The organism is Prevotella sp. Sow4_E9_plate (genome assembly GCF_052116205.1).
Taxonomy (GTDB): domain Bacteria; phylum Bacteroidota; class Bacteroidia; order Bacteroidales; family Bacteroidaceae; genus Prevotella.
On the sequence record NZ_JBQKLN010000014.1, the window covers coordinates 25,290 to 43,102 of the forward strand.

At 46.9% G+C, this 17,813-nt stretch carries 11 protein-coding genes; 2 read left to right on the forward strand and 9 right to left on the reverse strand.

Going from position 1 to position 17,813, the window contains the following annotated elements; translation table 11 throughout:
* Positions 1-112 precede the first annotated feature (112 nt).
* From ACTQ53_RS07325 to ACTQ53_RS07345, 5 genes are all read right to left on the reverse strand, one after another.
* Positions 113-2,359: a DPP IV N-terminal domain-containing protein gene (locus tag ACTQ53_RS07325; protein WP_441932619.1), complete on the reverse strand. Its 2,247-nt coding sequence runs from the start codon at positions 2,357-2,359 to the stop codon at positions 113-115.
* A 141-nt stretch (positions 2,360-2,500) separates the two neighbouring features.
* Complete coding sequence (locus tag ACTQ53_RS07330; RefSeq protein WP_441932587.1) at positions 2,501-4,018, reverse strand: THUMP domain-containing protein; 1,518 nt, start codon at positions 4,016-4,018, stop codon at positions 2,501-2,503.
* Complete coding sequence (locus ACTQ53_RS07335; RefSeq protein ID WP_441932588.1) at positions 4,002-4,943, reverse strand: serine O-acetyltransferase; 942 nt, start codon at positions 4,941-4,943, stop codon at positions 4,002-4,004. The genes ACTQ53_RS07330 and ACTQ53_RS07335 overlap by 17 nt, the downstream gene beginning before the upstream one ends.
* A gap of 149 nt (positions 4,944-5,092) precedes the next feature.
* Positions 5,093-9,466 (reverse strand): acyl-CoA dehydratase activase-related protein, encoded by a 4,374-nt coding sequence (locus ACTQ53_RS07340; RefSeq protein WP_441932589.1) that lies wholly within the window; start codon positions 9,464-9,466, stop codon positions 5,093-5,095.
* A gap of 114 nt (positions 9,467-9,580) precedes the next feature.
* Positions 9,581-10,921: an MATE family efflux transporter gene (locus tag ACTQ53_RS07345; RefSeq protein ID WP_441932590.1), complete on the reverse strand. Its 1,341-nt coding sequence runs from the start codon at positions 10,919-10,921 to the stop codon at positions 9,581-9,583.
* Between the two features lie 260 nt (positions 10,922-11,181).
* Between ACTQ53_RS07345 and ACTQ53_RS07350 the strand changes: the two genes are divergently transcribed.
* Positions 11,182-12,336 (forward strand): N-acetyltransferase, encoded by a 1,155-nt coding sequence (locus ACTQ53_RS07350; RefSeq protein ID WP_294969529.1) that lies wholly within the window; start codon positions 11,182-11,184, stop codon positions 12,334-12,336.
* 88 nt (positions 12,337-12,424) lie between these two features.
* Here the strand turns inward: ACTQ53_RS07350 and ACTQ53_RS07355 are convergent, their stop codons facing one another.
* Genes ACTQ53_RS07355 through ACTQ53_RS07370 form a run of 4 tightly spaced genes read right to left on the reverse strand, consistent with a single transcriptional unit; the run spans position 12,425 to position 15,014 of the window.
* Positions 12,425-13,273 carry a phosphatase PAP2 family protein gene (locus ACTQ53_RS07355; protein WP_294969527.1) on the reverse strand — a complete coding sequence of 283 codons (849 nt, stop codon included), beginning with the start codon at positions 13,271-13,273 and terminating at the stop codon, positions 12,425-12,427.
* A gap of 6 nt (positions 13,274-13,279) precedes the next feature.
* Positions 13,280-13,984 carry a CDP-alcohol phosphatidyltransferase family protein gene (locus tag ACTQ53_RS07360; RefSeq protein WP_294969525.1) on the reverse strand — a complete coding sequence of 235 codons (705 nt, stop codon included), beginning with the start codon at positions 13,982-13,984 and terminating at the stop codon, positions 13,280-13,282.
* A gap of 44 nt (positions 13,985-14,028) precedes the next feature.
* Positions 14,029-14,490, reverse strand: coding sequence for a GtrA family protein (locus ACTQ53_RS07365; RefSeq protein ID WP_295347283.1), 462 nt, complete (start codon positions 14,488-14,490; stop codon positions 14,029-14,031).
* Positions 14,478-15,014, reverse strand: a complete 537-nt coding sequence (locus tag ACTQ53_RS07370) for a phosphatidylglycerophosphatase A family protein (RefSeq protein WP_294969519.1) — start codon at positions 15,012-15,014, stop codon at positions 14,478-14,480. Before ACTQ53_RS07370 ends, ACTQ53_RS07365 begins: the two co-directional genes overlap by 13 nt.
* Positions 15,015-15,232: 218 nt before the next feature.
* On the opposite strand from ACTQ53_RS07370, the gene ACTQ53_RS07375 reads away from it, so the two are divergent.
* A complete protein-coding gene (locus ACTQ53_RS07375) occupies positions 15,233-17,794 on the forward strand; it encodes a DUF5686 family protein (protein ID WP_441932591.1) in 2,562 nt (853 codons plus the stop codon).
* Positions 17,795-17,813 lie beyond the last annotated feature (19 nt).

Genomic DNA, 17,813 nt, shown 5'->3' on the forward strand with positions numbered 1-17,813 from the left:
GTTCCTCTGATATTTTACCTTAGGATACTTAATTTCTCCATTTTGCTGCAAAGTTACTAAAATCCTATGAATTAGGCAAAATATTTACATAAAATATATTTTTTTGCAAGTTTTACTTCAAATAGTCGAAGAAGTAATTGCTGATGCGCTCATGCAAGTGAGTGCTTTGGTGACCTCTCATGTTATGAGGTTCGCCTGGGTATACGAAGAAATCTGGTTGTGTACCTGCTGCGATACATGCCTTCAGGAAGGTGAGGCAATGCTGTGGTACTACAGTTACATCGTTCAAGCCCTGGATAATCTGCAGCTTACCCTTCAGGTTCTTAGCCTGATAGAGCAGGGATGTCTTCTTGTAACCCTCTGGGTTGGTCTGTGGGGTATCCATATAGCGCTCGCCATACATCACCTCATACCAGTGCCAGTCGATTACCGGACCGCCTGCTACGCCTACCTTGAATACGTCAGGATAGTTGGTCATCAATGAGATGGTCATGAATCCTCCGAAGCTCCAACCGTGAACACCAATCTTGTCGGCATCTACGTATGGCAGGGTCTTCAGATACTCTACACCCTTCATCTGGTCCTTCATCTCCACCTGACCCAGCTGGCGGAAGGTTGCCTGCTCGAAAGCCTTGCCACGGTTCTCGCTGCCACGGTTGTCGAGGATGAAGAGAAGATAGCCCTTTTCTGCCATGTAGGTTTCCCAGCCACGGCTAGAGTAGTTCCAGCGGGCATCCACGTTGTGGGCGTGAGGACCGCCATATACATATATAATAGTAGGATACTTCTTGTTGGGGTCGAAGTTCACTGGTTTCACCATTCTCCAGTAGAGGTCGGTCTCGCCGTCATCAGCCTTGATGGAACCGCAGCTGTATTCAGGCACGTTGTAGCCCTTCCAAGGGTTCTCGGCTGTGAAATAGGCGGTGCGCTTGCCGTTCTCGGTGTTTACGATGGCAATCTTGCGAGGCACGGTAGGAGTAGAGTAGTTGTCATAGATAAACTGACCGTTCTCGCTCAGGGTAGCGTTGTGCCATCCCTTGCCGCAGTCGTCCATCATGGTGCGCTTGCCGGTCTTGGTATCCACCACGAAGATGTTACGCTGGATAGGAGAGCACTCGTTGGATGCGATGATGATGCTCTTGCGCTTGGCGTTGAAGCCGAGCACTTCCATCACCTCCCATTTACCGGAAGTCAACTGTTTGATTTCGAGTGATTCTGTGTTGCTTGCCATGCGGCTGCCGTGTTTGCCCAGGGTGCAGAGATAGAGGTGATTGTAGCCATCCTTGCGGCTCTGCATGATGAAGCTGCTATTGTCCCAAGGCAGGAACTGGATTGGGTGGCAAGGCTCTACATACTTCTCATCGGTCTCGCGATAGAGTTCACCTGTCTTCTCACCAGTCTCTGCGCTGTAGGCTGTCAGGCGACAGTCGTTCTGGTCGCGGTTCAGTTCGAACATATAGATGGTCTTGCTGTCCGGGCTCCATGCGATGTTGGTGAAGTAGCGGTCTGTAGGATCGCCAGCCTTCAGATAGATGGTCTTGCCGGTCATGCAGTCGAACACGCCCACAGTTACCTTGTGCGATGTCTCGCCTGCCATCGGATACTTGTCTGGTGCAGGCTTGGCGCAGCAGGTTTCTGTCTCAGGATGATTGAAGTAATCAATCTCCGGGATATCCACCTGCGGATAATCTGTTACCATGCTCTGGTCCATGCGGTAGAATGCGAGCAGTTCGCCGTTAGGGCTCCAGAAGGTACCCTTGCTGATGCCGAATTCATCGCGGTGAACACTCTGACCATACACGATAGAGCGGCTGCCGTCTGTAGAGATTTGGAAATCGTGAGACTTCTTCTCTCTTGTCATGGCATTGTTGGCTACGTTGAAGGTGCGCACATAGAGGTTGCTGCCCTTCAGATAGGCGAATGCATTCTGCTGTGCGTTAGCTTCGAGGAGGTTCTCGCCATCTTCAAACTCCATCTCGCTCAGCAGCTTATGCTTCTTGAAGTCGATGGTGTAGGTCTTGCTGCCATTGCTTACCATTACGATGCTCTTGCCTGCAAAAGGGAACTGAGCGTTGTAGAGAGCTCTTACCTTGATGTCCTTGGTAGGAGCAATCCACTGGTTGATATCGTTGATGCCGAAGAGTTTGGTCTCCTTGCCCGTAGCCTTGTTCACGAGATAGCAAGCCTCCACGTCCTGGCGAATGAGTTCATTTCCCCACCAGGTACACCAGCGGTTCTTTGCCACCATGTTGCGATAGTTATGACCACCGAAGTTCAAATCCTCCAGGGTGAAGGTCTTTTCACCCTTCTGCGCAGGAACCACGCCCTGAGCCTGTATCTCGGTTGCATTCATTGCCATCATGGAAATCATTGCTGCAAAAGATAATTTATAAATTGAATTCTTTAGATTCATTGTTATTTTGTTTGTTGATTGAATGAATAAAAACCTTGATGTGGCAGAATGCCACGTCAAGGTCTTGTATGGTTTGATGCGTAGTTTTTAATCCTCATCATCGAAGTCGGTGTTGAAGCTAGGCTTGCCACCACGCTTTCCTCCGAAATCACGACCACCGCGACGGTCTCCCTTGAATCCACCACGCTTGTCGTTACGGTCGTTGCCACGCTTTCCGCCGAAGCTGCGTCCGCCCTTGCGGTCATCATCATCGTGGCTTCGTCCGCCACGGCGAATCTCATTGCGGCGCTTTTCAAAGTCTTCCAGGCGATGGCTATGGAACTGGAAGCTGCGGATGTCTGCATCCTCGTTTTCTGTCTCCTCGCTTATGCGTTTCTTAAACTCGCGCTCTTTCTTGAAACGATGCTTCTGAGCCATTTCTCGCTTCTCGGCTTCGGTCTTGACAATACCGCCTTCAGAGCGGAATTCCTTCATCTTACCGTCGAACATCACGTACTTGCGGAATTCGCATTCCAAACTTCCGTTGTATACAGGAATCTTGATAGATGGCTTCAGACCAATCTGCTCAAAGCATTCCTCGCGGTAACTCAATACCCAAGCCTCGTTGCCTGCGAAAGCCTTCTTGAAGCGCTCGCCAATCATCTTGTAGGTATTCAAGAGGTTAGGGGTAGAGATACGCTCACCGTATGGAGGGTTCATCACTATGATGCTCTTCTCTGCTGGCTGAGTGAAGTTCTTGAAGTCCTGCTGTGCGATGGTGATATCCTTGCTCAGTCCGGCTGCACGCACGTTGAGGTTGGCAGTGTTCACAGCCTTCATATCTACATCATAACCGTAGATATGGTGCTCGAACTCGCGTTCCTGAGAGTCATCGTTGTAAATCATATCGAAAAGCTCCTGATCGAAATCGTTCCACTTCTCGAAGGCAAACTCCTTGCGGAATACACCTGGAGAGATGTTGCGGGCAATAAGTGCTGCTTCGATAGCGATGGTGCCAGAACCACACATAGGATCGATGAAGTCGCATTCGCCCTTCCAGCCGGTCATCAGAATCATACCTGCAGCCAGAACCTCGTTCAATGGAGCCTCAACCTGCTCCTGGCGGTAGCCACGGCGGTGTAAGCTTTCACCACTTGAGTCGAGACTCAAGGTTGCGTTATCTTCTGCGATATGGATATTAAGACGGATATCTGGGTTGGATACGCTGATGTTAGGACGTGTGCCCTGCTTCTCGCGGAACCAGTCTACGATAGCATCTTTTACCTTGTAAGTAACAAAGCGTGAGTTGCGGAATTCCTCGGAGTAAACTACTGAATCTACTGAGAATGTCTTCTTCACGTCTAAGATGTCATCCCACTTAATCTTCTGAATCTGATCGTACACTTCTTCGGCAGAACGAGCCTTGAAGTGCTTGATAGGCTTTAAGATACGGATGGCTGTGTGCAACTGGAAGTTGGCACGATACATCATTTCCTTGTCGCCTGTGAAAGATACCATACGGCGACCTATCTGTACATTGTTGGCACCCAACTGGGTGAGCTCCTCAGCCAAGACGGGCTCCAGACCCATAAAGGTCTTGGCAATGAGTTCAAATTCCTGTTCCATTATTGAATTCTATATCTAATAAACTTTGTTTTTCTTTTCTATATTTCTTTGTTTTGGGTTGCATATCCTTGGTTACCCATACGTTTGCTCCTACTACGCAGCCCTTTCCGATGGTGATGCGGCCGAGGATTGTAGCATTGGCATAGACGATGACATCGTCTTCCAGGATAGGGTGACGAGGGATTCCCTTGATAGGGTTGCCGTCCTTATCGAGTGGAAAACTCTTGGCTCCGAGGGTTACACCCTGGTAGAGTTTCACGTTGTTGCCGATGATGCAGGTGGCTCCGATTACCACACCCGTTCCATGGTCGATGGTGAAGTGGTGACCGATGGTAGCCTCTGGATTGATATCGATACCGGTCTCTGAATGTGCCAGCTCGGTCATCATACGGGGGATGAGTGGCACACCGAGCAGGTGAAGAACATGAGCGATACGATAGTTGGTTATCGCCTTGATGACAGGATAGCAGGAGATGATTTCTCCGTGGCTCATTGCCGCAGGGTCTCCATTATAGGCAGCCTCCACGTCAGTGGCGAGAATTTTACGAAGTTTTGGAAACTCCATGATGACTTTTGCTGCGATAACGCCAGCCTTGGCACGTTGATGCTGTAGATCAGCCTGTGTCTCAGTTTCGCAATCATTGGCGAAGCAGAGTCCGGCGAGAATCTGTTCTGCAAGCATCTCGTAGAGTTTCTCTACTCTTACTCCAATATGATATTTGATAGTGGAGATATTAACGGAAGAATTGCCGAAATATCCCGGAAAGAGGATGGAGCGAGACAGATTGATGATATCTTCGAGCGCCTTGCCCGAAGGAAGTGGATTTCCGTCTCTGTGCTGATGGAATAGACCTTTTAATGAATCGGCGCAAGAAAGCTCGTCGATGGTCTCTGTCAGCTGATGAGTTAATGTATCTTTACTCATTTTCTTCATGTATCAATAAAATTCGTGTGCAAAGATACGATTTATTTCTTGAATTGCAAAAAAATGACGGCTGTTTTTTTGCTTTTTTGTAGAATAATCGAAACAGAAAAAGCAGATTCACTAAAATACGGAATCTGCTTTTTCGGCTTCTATTCTGTGATACTGTCTAAAAAGAGCAGCAATCGGTTGGTGACATTTACTTCTGAAACTCCCGAATCGAAATCGAGGGATACCAGGTTCAGTTGAGGGAAACGCTCATGTAGCCGTTTTTCGATTCCCTTGGAAATCACGTGGTTAGCGATGCAGCCGAATGGCTGGAGCGAGATGATATTATTCACTCCGTCTCGGATATAACCCACGATGTCGGCAGGCAGGAGCCAGCCTTCTCCAAACTGTGCTGCCAGCGAAACCAATCCCTGCACATCCTTCGCATCATCATAAATATTGGTGAATGGACGGAAGTAGCGGAACTTGCTGGCTGCCTTGTTCACCTGGCGCAATCTTCTGCCTATCAATGCCTGATAAGCACCCTTGATGATGAAGTCTGGTACCTTGGTACAATTCAGTCGCATGTGCTTCTGTATCTCTACATTCACGAATTCCTGTAGGAAGAATGGAGCGAGTAGTGGTGGTACAACCTCGATGCCCTTAGAGATGATGTATCGCTCCAGGTACTGATGGGCAAAAGGATTGAACTTCAGGAAGATTTCTCCTACGATGCCCACTTTAGGTACATCCTTGTCTAGGGTCATCTGGTTGAATTCCTCTGCAGCCTGTTCCAGGAGCTTGATGAGACCTTTTGCTGAGTTTCGGGCGATAGGCTCGTCGATGAGGCGTATGTACTTATCCCGTAATTCCTTGGCTATTCCCTGTTTCCGTTCTCTTGCGATGCAGGCGTTGTACATCTCGTTAATCGCATCGCCATAGAAAATAGCGGTAACGATAATCTGGCTGTATTTTAGCCAAGGCACGTTGAAGCCATCCTGCTCATTATAGTCTTGCTTATCATCCGTAGAACCGGAAGCTTCGCCTGTCGAGGCTGTCACGCCTAGTGTGAGTAATGGTACATCCTGGAAACCGTTGGAAATCATCGCCCGTTTGATGAGGCCTGCATAGTTGGTTGCACGACATTGTCCACCCGTCTGACTCATTACTACTGCTGTGTTCTTGAGGTCGTATTTGCCAGATTTCAAGGCTTTGATGATGTCGCCCACGATGAGTGTTGCAGGATAGCAAACCTCATTGTTGGCGAATCTCAAGCCAATTTCAGCACTAGCTTCATCACTCATAGGCAAAACTTCTACATCATAACCTATCAGCTTCAGGATAGGAGGAATGATAGGAGTGAGATACTCAGTCATGAACGGAGCGAGAATCTTGCGATGCACATCCTGCTTGGTGAAAACCTTGGTCTGTTTGAGACTTTGAACTTTGAACTTTGAGCTTTGAACCTTATGATTACTTTTAACTTTAAGACTTTCTATCAGCGAGCGGACACGAAGCTTCAGCGAACCAATATTGCTGACATCATCTATCTTCAAGAGCGTGAAAGGCTTGTTGTGGCGCTTCATGATGTCACGAATCTCGTCCTGGATAAAGCTGTCCGGTCCGCAACCGAAGCTGGTCATCTGTACGAAATGTACATTGTCACCCTGTTCGGCTGCCCATTGCGCAGCCTTCATGATGCGGTTCATGTAAGCCCATTGCTTGACAAGATAAGTCTCTGGCTGGCTGTTGTATGCATCGTTGTTGTCTGATGAGCCTCTGGCGATGTCTTCGCTGATTACGTTGACTCCCAGGTTTGCAATCATCTCGCTCAACTTGTGCTGAACCAACGGGTCTGTATGATAAGGACGGCCAGCCAGGAGGATGGTAAGACGAGGCTTTTCCTCGTTCTGATTGAGAATCTCCCAAGCTTTCGTCTTGATTTCTGCTGAATAGGCAGTTTGCGCATAGAGCGCTTCTCTCAAGGCCTTTCGGGCAGTCTTTCTGTCTACTCCCAACTTCTTGAGATAATCCACGATTTGCTTTTCCAAAGCCTTGGATTGTGCAAAGTTGATGACTGGAGAATCTATCGGTTTCTTCAGATCTATTACCGATTTGATGACATCGCTATAGCCCGAAACCACAGGACAGTTGAAGCTGTTCAGCGTATTCTTCGGGTCGTCATTGTGTTCATATACTACGTATGGCATCAGGATGCGGTCTACCTCCGGGTTCTCATTAAGCTCTTTGAGATGACTGTGAGCCAACTTGGCAGGGAAGCAGATGTTGTCGCTCATAACTGTATTCAAGGCTCCTTCATACTGGCTGAAGGTTGAATCAGAAGAGAGAATGACATCGAAACCTGCTGCATGAAGCAGGGCATTCCAGAACGGAAAATCCTCATACATGTTGAGAATGCGGGGGATACCAACCTTGATGTGGCGTTTTGTGACATCAAAGTGCTTAATTTCCTTACCGTCAAAGAGCAAGTGATATTTATATTCGTAAATATTCTTACCTTTTATCTCATTTGCACCCTTGTTGTTGAAAACCCGTTCACACTTGTTTCCCGAGTAAAACTTATTGCCACCAGCGAAGGTGTAGCGAGAAACATAGCAATGGTTCTCACAGCCTTTACATTGCAACTGCCTGGTTTCGTAATGAGCCAGATTCAGAAGGTCGTCAATGCTCCGGGCATTCGTTTCTGTTGGGTAATCAGCTGCCGCATGGAGTGCACAGCCGTAGGCACCCATCAATTCCGGCATGTTGCTACGGGCCACTTCGGTATGAGTCAGCAATTCGAAAGCTCTTACCACAGCATCGTTTCTCATGGTACCACCCTGTACGACGATTTTTCCTCCAAGGTTCTCGTTACCATGGAGTTTCAGTACTTTATAAAGACAGTTCTTGATAACCGAATAAGAGATTCCGGCAGAAATATCAGCCACCGAAGCCCCCTCTCTGAGAACCTGCTTTACCTTGGAGTTCATGAAGACCGTACAGCGGGTACCCAGGTCGCAAGGAGCTTTAGACTGGCAGGCAAGTTTGGCGAAATCACCTACAGAATATCCCATGTTATTGGCAAAAGTCTGTATGAAGGTTCCGCAACCGGAAGAGCATGCCTCGTTGAGTTCCATTCTCACAACAGCTCCTTTCTCAACAAAGATAGCCTTCATGTCCTGTCCGCCAATATCAAGGATGAAACTGACGTCGGGCATGAGTGATGCAGCTGCCCGTTCGTGTGCCATGGTTTCGATAATGCCGCTGTCAAGTCCGAATGCAGCCTTAATCAGTTCCTCGCCATAGCCGGTAGAACAAGAGCCTACGATTTCCAGTTCAGCCCCTCTATGTTCTGCTTCCTGCTTCAGGGCGTTCAGACCATCGGCTACCGCCTTAATAGGGTTGCCTAGGTTCAGACGATAGTTTGTAAAGACAATATCGCCCTTGTCCTTTTGGGCAGATTTCGCATCTGTATCCGTATTGCTTCCCATTCTAACTGCCACAATCTTGGTCGTAGTGGAGCCGGAATCAATACCGATAACCACCTGCTGCTTACCTTTTGCCAGAGGATGGATTTCGGTAGCGAATCTTGCTTTTGACAGGAGCCATTTATCGTGCTCCATTTCGTTTTTAAACAAAGGTTCCAAGCTACTGTTCCACTCAACCTTTATTTCCTGATGTAAGCGCTTTCTGAGTATGGAAAGCTGGATTCCGTCAGAATCAGAAGCATCTGTAGAATCTGCGGAATCCGTGGGAGAATTACGGTAGGCGCATCCCAGCGCAGGAATCAGATTGCTATTTTCTGATACGATGAAATCATTTTCTGACAGCTGCATATAGTCGCAGAATGCTTTGCGGAGTGCAGGGAGAAAGGTCAGCGGACCACCGCAAAGCAGGATAGGAGCCTCGAAGTCGATGCCGTGAGAAAGCGTCACCACAGTTTGTACTGCGATGCTATGAAAGATACTGGCTGCAATATCCTCTTCCGGAAGATTGCGTGCCATGAGATTCTGGATATCGGTCTTGGCGAAGACACCACAGCGGGCTGCCATCGGATAAACATGTTGGGCATTCATAGCCAACTGGCTCATCTTCTGATTGTCTACACCCATCAATACGCTCATCTGGTCAATAAATGCACCAGTACCTCCGGCACAGTTTCCGTTCATGCGGAGTTCCATTCCGCCATTAGGCTTGAAGAAAACAACCTTGGCATCCTCTCCACCGATATCGATGAGAGCCTTTGCCTCAGGATGAGCCTTACGGGCATAAACCGATGCTGCCACTACTTCCTGAACAAACTCAGCCTGCAGCTGTTCTGCCGTAGCCATGCCCACGCTTCCCGTAACGCAGATATTTACCTTTGTATCGACTATCAACTGGTTAATCTCATCGAAATAATGAGACACAAGTTCTTTGACACGAGCGTTGTGGCGTTCGTATTTTGAGTAAATCAAGTTTTTTTTGCCATCGATAACGGCAACTTTGGCTGTTGTAGAGCCAACATCTAGTCCGATACTATATTTTGCTTTCTCCATTTCTCTTCTTTCTTTCAGCCTGCAAAATTACAAAAATCTTTCAAGAAAACCAAAAGACAGCTATGATTTTTGCTAATAATCCCATGACTTTTTCAAAGAACAAAGAATGGGCATTCACACCTTTCTCATATCTCTGAACGCACTCCAGGCTATCGGAATAGCTACTGCAAAGGAGCAGAAGTCTGCCCATGCCTGACACATTTCTACCCCCTGCAAACCGAAGAAATGGGGTAGGATAAAGATGAGCGGAATGAAGAACAAACCGCTTCTTGCTCCAGCTACGATATTGGCACGGATAGGCTTGCGGATGGTCTGCATCAGCATATTGGTAAGTACGATGGTGGCAACCAGAGGAAAACTGATAACCTGCCATTTCAAAGCCATGGAACCAACCTCTATTACCTTGGCATCATCACGGAAGAGTTCGATGATAGGCTCTGAGAAAATGAAGCCAATTACGGCACAGATAGCCAGGAATATTGTGCCACACTTGATGCAGTAATAAAAAGCTTCCTTGACGCGGGCATATAGTCTGGCTCCATAGCAGAAACCACAGAGAGGCTGGAATCCTTGACCCAATCCGATTACCACAGCATAGGTAAAGAAAGAGATGCGGGTAACGATGCTCATGCCGGCAATGGCAGCATCTCCGTAAGCTCCCGCTGCCACATTCAATACCAAGGTGGCGATACTTCCCAAGCCTTGTCTTGACAGGGAAGGGGTTCCGCCAAAGATGATTTCCTTGGCATAAGCCTTGCTAGGTGTGAAGTAGCGAAGGAGGATTCGGATGTTCTGCCCCTTGTGCGTCATCCAGAAGAGGATGGTGCAACCGAAACATTGGCTGATGAGAGTGGCGATGGCTGCACCCGTAATGCCCAGCTCGAAGTAGAGAATGAGCAATGGGGCGAGAATCAGATTCAGCAATACGCCTGACATGATGCCTTTCATCGCATACATCGTGTTACCCTGGAAACGCATCATGTTGTTGAGAGTGAGCGAAGTGGTCATGAAAGGAGCCCCTAACAGGATAATGCCCAGATAACGCTCTGTATAGGGAAGAATGGTGGGAGTAGAGCCCAAGGTAAGGCAGAGTGGGGTAAGAAACAGCTGTCCCAGTATTGCGATGACCAAACCTGTGAGAAAGCTCAATACAAAGCCTGTTGTCGCCATCTTTCTGGCGTTCTCCTCCTCTTTGGCGCCCAACTTACGAGAGATATAATTGCCAGCTCCATGACCATAGAAGAAGCCAACAGCCTGTATTACCGCCATCATGGCAAACGATATTCCCACAGCCGCTACGCTCTGGGTATTGATGCTTCCCACGAAATAGGTGTCGGCGAGATTGTACATACTTGTAGACAGCATGCTGATGATGGTAGGAATCGCCATCGTGAAAACAACCTTGTGCACAGGAGCTTCGGTCAGGAATGTATAATTATCTCTTGTTTTCTTCATTGCGAAAAATCTGTTTTCTTCTTTTTTTGACCATGCAAAGGTACTATTTTATTTTCGATTATCGCCCAATAATGGGATTTATGTGAACTTTTTTAATAAAAATGCACTAAAAACTTGCCTCTGTCAAAAATATATAGTACTTTTGCAGAAGTTTTGTAGTTCTCTATCTTCTTGTAATACAAGATGTACGGACTGAATAGCTATATAAAACGGACTAATTATACTGATCAGAATTTGATTATAATCGAGTAAAAACTGTAATGAGCAATATAAGAATAATACCAGTAACAACCCGAAAGGGATTGCGTGCCTTCGTAAACTTCTATTATGAACTGTATAAGGGCAATAAATTTGCTGTTCCCTTCTTGCGCTTTGATGAAATGAATACGTTGAGTAAGCGCAAGAATCCTGCCTTCGAATTCTGCGAGGCGCAGTATTTTCTGGCTGTAGATGGTGAGGCGCGTATCGTGGGTCGTGTTGCTGCCATCATCAATCGCCGTGCCAATGAACAATGGAATAAGAAGCAGGTAAGATTCGGATGGTTTGATTTTGTGGATGATTTAGAAGTATCGCAGGCTTTATTAAATGCTGTTGAGGCATGGGGACGCACAAAGGGAATGACTGAGTGCGTAGGACCGCTTGGCTTTACGGATATGGACCGTGAAGGATTGCTCATCGAGGGATTCCATCATAAATCTACCATGTATATCAATTATAATTATCCTTATTATAAGAACCACATGGAAGCCATGTCGTTCTATGAGAAGGATAATGACTGGCTGGAATATCGCATCAAGGTGCCTGAGGAAACCCCGGCCAAGTTTGCCAGAACTGCAGAGATGATAGAGAAAAGATACAATCTGCATGTGCATAAGTTTACTTCCCGAGAGTTGGTTAAGGGTGGTATGGGACAAGCGGTGTTTCATATCGTAAACGAAACCTATAAAGACCTTTATGATTTCCAGCAACTCACGGACAGGCAGATAGATAAGTATGTAAATGATTATATCAAGAAGGCTGATTTGAATCTGGTTACGGGTGTTGTTGATGGTAATGATGGCAATAGATTAATAGGTTTTGGCGTATCTTTCCCTTCTTTTACCGATGCTTTGCAGAAGATAGGGAATGGCAAACTGTTGCCTTGGGGATGGTTGAAAATTCTGAAAGTACTGAAGTTTCATGCCACAGATACGGTAGATTTACTCCTGATAGGTGTATTGCCTGAGTATCGTGCCAAGGGAGCCAATGCCTTGATCTTTGCCGATCTTATCGAGCAATATCACCGTTATGGATTTAAATGGGCTGAGGCTATGCCGCAGATGGAAAGCAACAAAGGTGTACAGAGCCAATGGCAATATCTGGAAAGCGAACAGCATCGTCGTCGCAGATGTTACCGTAAGGTGATGGTTAGATAAGATAAAACAATATGGAAAATGCAATTTTAAGATAAAAAAGCGCCTGGCTTAGATAATTGATTCTGAGTCAGGCGCTTTGTTTTATTTCCTAATACCGTATATTCTTTCTTTCTCCCAGAAAGCCCTTCAAGCCTCCCAGTTCCATCAGAATTACACCAATAAGGGTGGTGAGGATGCCCAAGATGACATCGATGATGTAATGATGGCCGGAATAAACGGCTGTCCACCAGATTCCTATGCAGATGAAAGCGAATAGGGCTATCGTGTACCAACGCTTATGGCTCATTACGGCATAGATGGTAGTGAGGAACATGTAGGCTGCGTGCAAGCTGGGAACGGCAGCAAATACATTGGCATTCTTGCCGTACAGTCCATGAAAGATGGAAAGTCCCGTCATTTCATCAAATCTGCCTAAACCTGCCACATTACCCGGGGTGTGGAGAACCGGCTCGAAACCGTAGTTCATCGCATACCAAGGTGGAGCTGCAGGGTAGATATAATAGCCGATAAAGCCAATGATGTTGACCAGAAGAAAAGCCCATGAGAATCGTCTGAACCAGGAATACTGCTTCTTGATGTAGAGATAAATGGCGAAGGCGATAGGTACCGGTACCCAGCACAGGTAGAAGATACCAGCCATGAAATCGGCTGCTCCGCAGTTGTGAACCTTGAAGTATTCGCCTGGTATCATGAGTTGTGTATGGTCGGCTACAGCCTGCAGTTCAGCAGCTGTAGTGGCTGCTATTCCAAAGAGATATTTCTCTGCTTCATACAGATGAACTACATCGATGGAGTTTACCTTATAGTTCGGGTAAAGGCGCATCGAATCGTAGATGATTCCGAAGAGGAACCAAGGCAGGAAGTAGATGGCAAAGTTGCGGGTCTTCTTCCAAGCCATCAGCACGACCAATAGAATGATTAAATATATGCTAAACACTTTCTCTTATTTTTTTTTCATTACTCGATAGCAATGTGCGATACGCCAGAATGCTGTGATGTTGGCAAGAATGGCGATGAGAATCATGCCGCTCGCCAACCACCATAAATCTCCGGTAATGCCAGTAACGATTGCAGATACGGCAGTAACGACTACTCGCTCCGGGCGTTGCATGAATCCTACCTTGCACTCGATGTCAAGACCTTCAGCACGGGCACGAACGTAGCTTACCATCACGGAACCCGTCATGGCAGCAAAAGTCATTACGCCCATCCAGAACCATTCGCCCTTGTCGGTAAGGAGGAAGACCAGGCAGATGCCGAAGAGACTGACCAGCTCGCTGTAACGGTCGAGCGTAGAATCCCAAAGTGCACCAAAGAGGCTGCTCTTGCCGCTCATACGGGCCAGTCTTCCATCCATCATATCGAAGAGACCAGAGGCAAGAATGATAAATCCACCCCATCCGATGAGAGTCATACAGTCGGCATAAGTATAGTCGCTAGTGCCGGCAGTCATCAGGGTAGGGTCGCTGTTGACTCCGCCCATTCCCTGAATCCACGCTGCGTCAATAAAGAAGCAGGTAGCAAAAATATTGCCGATAAAACCTACCAGCGTCACGATGTTTGGCGTGATTCCAATCTTTATCATCGCCTTGATGAGCGGATTGATCATCACGTAGATTACTTTTTGTAAGAAATCTCTGTAATTCATTTGTTTATTGTCATTTGTAATTTCCTAATATTCTTTTTTCCTTCTTATTGGAGGTCTTCAGGATTCCTTCCTTCAGGAACCTCTTCTTCGTCCTTTTTCTTAAACACGAATTTCCTCTGTCCGGGATAATTCACCAGCACAGCTACAAGAAATGAAACCACACATTTTGGAATCATGTAGTGGATATTGACGTGTTCATGCAGGTTGATGGCTTCTGTCAAGGCGATGGTACCGCCCGAATTGAGTGTCCAGCTCAAGGCCCAGATGATGAAATATCGCCATGCCACGCTCTTCTTCTTGCGCTTGGAGTAGCCGAATACGTAGCGGTAGTTGAGGGTGCAGTTGGTGATTCCGCCACTCATGACGCCCAGGGCATTGGCTAGTCCGTAGTATATTCCGATGATATCGGAGAGGAAGAAAGCCAGTCCGAAGTCTACTATCGAGGCTATTGATGCTGTCAGCTCAGCCTTTCCGAAGGTTACCAGTTCCTGCTTTATCTTACCCATAAAAATATGATTTTGGCAATCAGCATGACGACGGCTGCATAGAATCCACCCAGCAGGTCGTCTGCCATGACATAGAAGGCTCCCTCTTTGCGGTCTAGCCACTTGATGCCAAGCGGCTTCACCATGTCGAAGAAGCGGAAGAGAACCAAGGCAACCAAAGCCCACCACCAGGCATCCTTTGGTGCTCCTGTGGTAGTAAATGGCGTAATTAGGGACAGCGGAATCCATACGCCAGCCATCTCGTCGATTACAACTCGGCTTGGGTCTTCTCCCCAATAAGGCTGTAGTCGGGCTGTAGCCCAGGTTCCTAACAGGGTAGAGAGGATGACCAGGAAGAAGGTGATGCTTTGCAGCGTTTCTCCGTTGAAGCCACCGAGGTAAGCCATCAATGCCCAAATAAGGGTGGCCAAGACTGAGCCAGCCGTGCCTGGTCCCCAAGGCCAGAAGCCGCTTCCGAAGCCTGTTCCGATGATGACGGGCAGCAGCGGAGGGGGTTCATTGGTTAGATTTCCTTTATTGTTCATTTTTGCCTAATTTCTATTCGTTTTGCTTGATTGTTTGTAATTCGGTTGCAAAATTACGCTAAAAAACTAAAATATCCAAATAGTTTTCGATTATTTTCAGAATAATATGTATATCTTTGCATCCGAATTCGGAAAAAAGCCAAAAATGAAGCCCAAAAGAGCTTAAATATGGCTTATTATATAAATAAGGTATTATTAGAAAGAGGTTAATGAAGGATATGAATTTTAAAAGATCATTCTTGTTGTTTTTTACATTGATGGTCTGTGCGCTTGAGATGGCTGCACAGCAAAAAATCAGCGGTCGCGTCATCGACGAGGATGGCTTTGCCGTGCCTTATGCTAGCGTGCAATATAAGGGACACAAGATTGCCGTTTCAAGTGATGGAGAGGGTAAGTTTACCATCGAGAAGCATCCCGAATGGGTGCTTACCGTGAGTGCCCTCAGCTATAAGTCACAGACTGTGAAGATTAGCGAAAAGCTCAATTTTCTGGAAGTGAAATTGAAAGATGATAGCCGCCGGCTCAACGAGGTGGTGGTGAAATCGAAGAAAGGTAAGTACAAAAGAAAGGAAAATCCTGCCGTAGAGCTGATGCGACGTGTGATTGCTGCCAAGAAGAAGAGCAATCTGTCCAATCATGATTATTATCAGTTTGATAAATATCAGAAGTTAACCTTGGCGCTCAACGATTTGACCAAGGAACAGTTGGAGGGCAAGTTCTTCAGCAAGCGTCAGTATCTGCTGGACCAGGTGGAGAAATCGCCTTATAATGATAAGCTGACCTTGCCTGTGCAGATCAACGAGACGGTTTCGCAGCATATCTACCGCAAGGATCCAAAGAGCGAGAAAGATATTATCAAGGGTCAGCAGAGTAATGGTATCGGTCAGGTGATTCAGACGGGTGAAATCATCAATACCGTTCTCAAGGATGTATTTACCGATGTCGATATTTACGATGATTATGTGCGCCTCCTGCAATATCCGTTCCCTTCTCCTATCGGTAGAACAGCTATTTCCTTCTACCATTATTATATAGAGGATACGGTTTATGTAGATCGCGATCTCTGCTATCATCTGCAGTTTATTCCTGCCAACAGTCAGGACTTCGGATTTCGTGGAGAGCTCTATGTGCTTGCTGACAGCACCCTGCATGTAAAGAAATGTAATCTTTACATGCCTCACAATAGTGATGTAAACTGGGTGAAGGATATGAAGATAGAGCAGGAATTTACGAAGCTCGATAATGGCGAGTGGGTTTTGACCAAGGACGATATGGTGGCAGAAATGCACATCAATAATCTGTTGCAGGACCTGCTGGTGGTAAGAAATACGCGACTCTCCGACTATGCCTTTGATGAACTGCCGAAGCAGCTGTTCAAGGGCAAGGCGAAGATAAGGCACGATATGGACGCCATGAACCGTGATGAGGCTTACTGGAATAAATACCGACAGGTAGGCCTTACGAAGAGCGAATCATCGATGGATAGTTTCATTCATCGTATGGAGAATTCCAAGGGCTTCAAATACATTATCCTGGGTGTGCGAGCCCTGATGGAGAACTATGTTGAGGTGGCTCATGCCAAGAAGACCGAGGAGAATAAGGAAAACAGAAGTTATTTCGACTTGGGACCTATCAATACGTTCCTTTCCAACAACTTCGTGGATGGAATCCGATTGCGTCTGGCTGGTCGTACGATGGCTGCGCTCAATCCTCATTTCTTCTGGAATGGTTACGGAGCCTATGGTCTGAAGAGTCATGAATGGTATTATGGTCATGTGCTGACCTATTCTTTCAACAAGAAGAAAAACAGTCCGTTCGAGTTCCCTATGCGCAACCTGACCTTCGAGATGGGACATGATATTACTTCTCCATCTGATGACAACCTGTTGCACAACAAGGACAACTTCTTCATGACCCTTCGTGCCACGACTCAGGATCAGATGTATCTCTACCAGCGCCAGAAGCTGGGCTTTGTCTACGAGACCGATTGGGGCTTCCGCTTCGATACGAATATACGTTGGCAGAGCAACCGTACCGTGGGCAACCTGCGTTATTATAAGGTGAACACGGGCGAAGAAGTAAAGAAAATCCGTACCACGGAGGTTTCGGCAGGACTCAATTACAATCCTGGTGTTACCTATGTGAATACCAAGCAGCAGCGCTTGCCTATCAATCTGGATAGTCCTGAGCTCAGCTTGCGCCATACGACGGGTCTCGATGGCTTTATGGGTGGACAGTATAAGAGCAACATCACCAGCCTGGGTATTTACAAGCGCCAATGGTTGGGAAGCTTCGGATACATCGATTTCAATATTGTGGGTAAGATGCAATGGAACAAGGTGCCATTCAGCATGCTTATCCAGCCACCTGTCAACCTCTCTATCTTTGAACAGGAGGCCACTATCAGTATGATGAAAGACTGGGAATTCCTGAGCGACCGTCAGGTGTTCTGGTCTGTAGCCTGGGATATGAACGGCAAGCTGCTCAATCGTATTCCGCTCATCAAGAAACTCAAGTGGCGTGAATATATTGCAGCCAAGGGAGTCTGGGGACAACTTACGGATAAGAACAATCCGCTGAAGAATCCGAACGATGATGTTCTCTTCAAGTTCCCAAACAACTCTTACACCTTTGGTGATACTCCATATTGGGAATTGGTGGCTGGCGTGCACAACATCTTCAAGTTCTTCGGAATTGACTATGTGCGCCGTATCAATTACCTGAATCATCCTAATGTAGACAAGTGGGGCATCCGCATGGGATTCCTCATGACGTTCTAATCAATTTCTGATGGTCTGG

Bases quoted from the DNA above. Each gene is read 5' to 3' on its own strand.
- ACTQ53_RS07325 (WP_441932619.1), bottom strand. From the start codon at position 2,359: ATGGCAATGAATGCAACCGAGATACAGGCTCAGGGCGTGGTTCCTGCG.
- ACTQ53_RS07330 (WP_441932587.1), bottom strand. From the start codon at position 4,018: ATGGAACAGGAATTTGAACTCATTGCCAAGACCTTTATGGGTCTGGAG.
- ACTQ53_RS07335 (WP_441932588.1), bottom strand. From the start codon at position 4,943: ATGAGTAAAGATACATTAACTCATCAGCTGACAGAGACCATCGACGAG.
- ACTQ53_RS07340 (WP_441932589.1), bottom strand. From the start codon at position 9,466: ATGGAGAAAGCAAAATATAGTATCGGACTAGATGTTGGCTCTACAACA.
- ACTQ53_RS07345 (WP_441932590.1), bottom strand. From the start codon at position 10,921: ATGAAGAAAACAAGAGATAATTATACATTCCTGACCGAAGCTCCTGTG.
- ACTQ53_RS07350 (WP_294969529.1), top strand. From the start codon at position 11,182: ATGAGCAATATAAGAATAATACCAGTAACAACCCGAAAGGGATTGCGT.
- ACTQ53_RS07360 (WP_294969525.1), bottom strand. From the start codon at position 13,984: ATGAATTACAGAGATTTCTTACAAAAAGTAATCTACGTGATGATCAAT.
- ACTQ53_RS07365 (WP_295347283.1), bottom strand. From the start codon at position 14,490: ATGGGTAAGATAAAGCAGGAACTGGTAACCTTCGGAAAGGCTGAGCTG.
- ACTQ53_RS07370 (WP_294969519.1), bottom strand. From the start codon at position 15,014: ATGAACAATAAAGGAAATCTAACCAATGAACCCCCTCCGCTGCTGCCC.
- ACTQ53_RS07375 (WP_441932591.1), top strand. From the start codon at position 15,233: ATGAATTTTAAAAGATCATTCTTGTTGTTTTTTACATTGATGGTCTGT.